General features: G+C 74.2%; 3 protein-coding genes. 1 reads left to right on the top strand and 2 read right to left on the bottom strand.

Features of this window, described 5'->3' with window-relative positions; translation table 11 throughout:
• On the bottom strand, positions 1-212 hold a 212-nt coding region (locus tag KS423_RS42645), incomplete at its 3' end, for a DUF2510 domain-containing protein (protein ID WP_224285074.1).
• A gap of 400 nt (positions 213-612) precedes the next feature.
• Between KS423_RS42645 and KS423_RS42640 the strand changes: the two genes are divergently transcribed.
• A complete protein-coding gene (locus KS423_RS42640) occupies positions 613-1,029 on the top strand; it encodes an SsgA family sporulation/cell division regulator (RefSeq protein ID WP_224285073.1) in 417 nt (138 codons plus the stop codon).
• A 128-nt stretch (positions 1,030-1,157) separates the two neighbouring features.
• On the opposite strand, the gene KS423_RS42635 is transcribed toward KS423_RS42640, so the two are convergent.
• On the bottom strand, positions 1,158-2,558 hold the full coding sequence (locus KS423_RS42635) for a glycosyltransferase 87 family protein (protein ID WP_224285072.1): 1,401 nt from the start codon (positions 2,556-2,558) through the stop codon (positions 1,158-1,160).
• Positions 2,559-2,833: the final 275 nt, after the last annotated feature.

The following is a 2,833-nucleotide window of genomic DNA, read 5'->3' as shown; positions in this document are numbered from 1 at the left end:
ACCCGTGCCGCTCCGTCCGGGGCGGACCGCCGGGTCGCGTACCGGGGCGGCGCCAGCAGCTCGCCCTCGGCGGGCGCGGGCCGGCTGGTGCCGGGCACCCAGGCCGAGCCGCCCCAGTACCGGACGAAGCCGGGAACGGAGGGGTCGGGGTAGTAGCCGGGCTCGGGTGCGACGGCCGGGTCGCCGTCGGCGGCGAAGGGGCGGTCCGTCATGGGGTCTTCTTTCCTGGCAGGTCCTGACGAGGTCGGTGCGGGCCGACCGGGCCCGACCACCGCAGACGCGTCCGCCCGCGCGCACGACCAGGCGCGCCCGGCACTCGGCGCGCGGGGGCACCACCGATGGGCGGACAGTCGCCGGGTAGTCACAAAGGGTAGTGCCTCACCGGAGCCGCGGCGGAAAGTTCGCGATTCCCCGGACGCCGAAGGGTCGTCCGAGGTAAGGAACGCAGCGCACGACGATTGCCGGCGCGCCGCGCCGCCCTCCGTTCACCACCCCTCACCGAACTTCCCGAAGAAATCCCGGAAACGTGTGTAAGAGCCGGTGCGGACCGCCCTCTCAAAAGTCACAGGGCCCGGAACCGGGCACCGCCCGAAGGCAGAGAGGAAGACGATCATGGAGCGTCCCGTCAGCGTCGTCGAGCACGAGCTGGAGCTCAACCTGGTGCTCTCGCCGGAGCAGAGCATCCCCGTCCCGGCCCGGCTGTCCTACGGCAGCCACGACCCGTACGCGGTCTACATCACCTTCCACCTGGACACCGGCTCCCCCGTGACCTGGGTGTTCGCCCGCGAGCTGCTGGTCGAGGGCACCTTCCGCCCGTGCGGCCAGGGCGACGTGCGGATCTGGCCGACCCGTTCGGGCCGGCGCAGCGTGCTCTGCCTGGCGCTGAGCTCGCCCGCCGGGGACGCGCTGCTGGAGGCCCCGCTGCCGGCGGTCGCGGCCTGGCTGGAGCGGGCGCACCGGCTGGTCCCGCCGGGCAGCGAGCTGGCCGCGCTGGACATGGACGGCTCGCTCGCCGAGCTGCTCGCGTAGGCGTGCGCCGCAGCGTGTACCGGCACGTACAGCAGCACGGGCACGACCGCCCGCGGGAACACGGGGACGATCAGCGGGCTCGGGGGCAGGAGCAGGAGCGGGAAGACAGGAGCGGCACCCCCGCCGGCTCAGCGGGCCGCGGGGGCCTGCTGACGACCGCGGGTGGCGTCCGGGCCGCCCGCGTCCCGCTGTCCGGGCAGCCGGACCAGCGGCGCGCCGGCCGAACGCCGTCGGGCCCTTATCCGGACGGCGGCCGCGAGCAGGAAGCAGAGTCCGACCCACGGATAGACCGAGGTCGGCAGCTGGCGCCACGGTGACATGTCGAGGACGGCCAGGCCGACCGGCTTCGCGGCCCACATCGCGAAGGAGAGGAAGGCGACCAGCGTGGCCCAGAAGACGGCCCGCCAACGCAGCCGGCGGACACCGGCCGGGCGGGCGCGCTCGACCGAGGCCTCGGCGGCGAGCAGGACGAGCATCGGCACGCACCAGACCCAGTGGTGGGTCCAGCTGATCGGGGAGATCAGTACGGCGGTGACGGCCGCGCAGCAGACGCCCCAGGCCTCGGCCCGGGGCAGCCAGCGGCCGCTGCGCACGGCCCAGGCGGAGACGGCGAGGCCGGCCAGCGCGATCAGGCCTGCCCCGACGGTGGCGACGGTGCCGGGGTCGGTGGTGTGCAGCAGTCGGGCGAAGGCGCCGCGCATCGACTGGTTGTCGACGATCCAGGTCTTGCCGACCCGGGAGGAGTCGTAGAGGTACTTGGTCCAGAAGCCCCAGGTGGCGTCGGGCAGGACCAGGGCGCCGAGCAGGAAGGTGCCGAGGAAGGTGAGGCCCGCCACGAAGGCGGCCCGGACCCGGCCGGTGATCAGCAGGTAGACCGCGAACAGGCCGGGGGTGAGCTTGATGCCGGCGGCGATGCCGATCGCCACGCCCTTGCTCCGCCGGCTGTCCGGACGGGTGAGGTCCCACAGGATCAGGCAGGCCAGCGCGAGGTTGATCTGGCCGTAGCGGAGCGTGGTGAAGACCGGTTCGAGCCAGACCCCGAGGCCGGTCACCAGGACGACGCCGATCGGCCGCAGCTCGCGGCGCGGCCAGCCGACCAGCTTGAAGGACAGGTGGGTCAGCAGGGCGAGCAGCCCGATGTTGCCGAGAGTGATCGCCACCCGGAGGAAGGGGACCGGGAACCAGGTGGTCGGGACGAACAGCATCGCCGCGAACGGCGGGTAGGTCGCGGGCAGGTTCCACTCGGTGACGCGCAGCGCGTACAGGTCGGTACCGTTGGCCACGGCGGCGCCCTCGGCCCGGTAGACGATCATGTCCACCATCGAGGTGTGGACGAAGTGGCGGACCACCGCGTACACCAGCAGCGACAGCAGCGCCACGGCGGAGGCGGCCAGCAGCGGGCGACGGGGGGCCTCGCGCAGCGCCCGGACGGGGGCGCCGAGGGCCCGGCGCAGCCGGTCCGACAGGGGGGCGGGCGAGGGGTCGGGTGCGGTCCGCACCGGGCTGCGCTCGTCTTGCACCGCTGTCACTGTCCACTCCGTCCACGGCTGGGCCAACCAGCGACGATACCGGATGCCGCCCGGGCGGGACCGGACACGACCAACTACCCAGCGTGACAGATCGGCCCTGACCGGCCCTTCCGCCGGGCGGCCGTGTCGTCCACCACCCCCGGTCCACCGTCACTTCTGGAACAGCGCGCCCATGGTCCGCCGTCGGCCGCCCCGCGCGGGCTCCGCCTCCTGCGGCCGGGTGCGCAGCCGCAGCCGGGTCTCGGCGCCGCCGAGCACCGCGGAGCGGCCGAGCG

Source organism: Streptomyces sp. LS1784 (genome assembly GCF_020103755.1).
Classification (GTDB): Bacteria; Actinomycetota; Actinomycetes; order Streptomycetales; family Streptomycetaceae; genus Kitasatospora.
The sequence above is the reverse complement of the archived record's forward strand: the minus strand, read 5'-3'. Positions and strand labels throughout refer to the sequence as shown.